The 444-nt window shown below is 34.9% G+C and carries 1 pseudogene; it reads left to right on the top strand.

From position 1 onward, the window contains the following. Window positions 1-444: pseudogene (locus tag HC175_RS23960) on the top strand (type IV secretory system conjugative DNA transfer family protein); the annotation flags it as partial.

The raw sequence follows: 444 nt of genomic DNA on the forward strand, positions 1-444 counted from the left end.
GATTGATAGCTTATCTGTATTATCCGCATAATACGATAAAAGCAATACTTTATTTGGGTTGCCCTCTATTTCTGACTAATACCGTATTTTACGTTTTTCTGCATAAAACGGATCTAAAACAAAATACATCTGAAAAATATCGTGTAACCTTCAAAACAGATAAGAAAAGCTTTAAAATTGAAAACATCAGGCGCGGTGCTTCCATTATTGGGTCTGCCGGAAGTGGAAAAACCGAAAGCGTGGTTTATGGTTTTTTAAAACATTTTCAGGAACATAATTTCTGTGGGGTTATTCACGACTATAAGGATTTTGAGCTAACCGAAATGGCGTACCCACTTTTTAAAAATCCAGATATTCCTTTTCGTATTATCTCTTTTGACAAAATTATCCATAGGGTAAACCCTATAGCACCCAGATATCTCGAAAACGAAGAAAGTGTGAATG

The organism is Salinimicrobium oceani, from assembly GCF_012037645.1.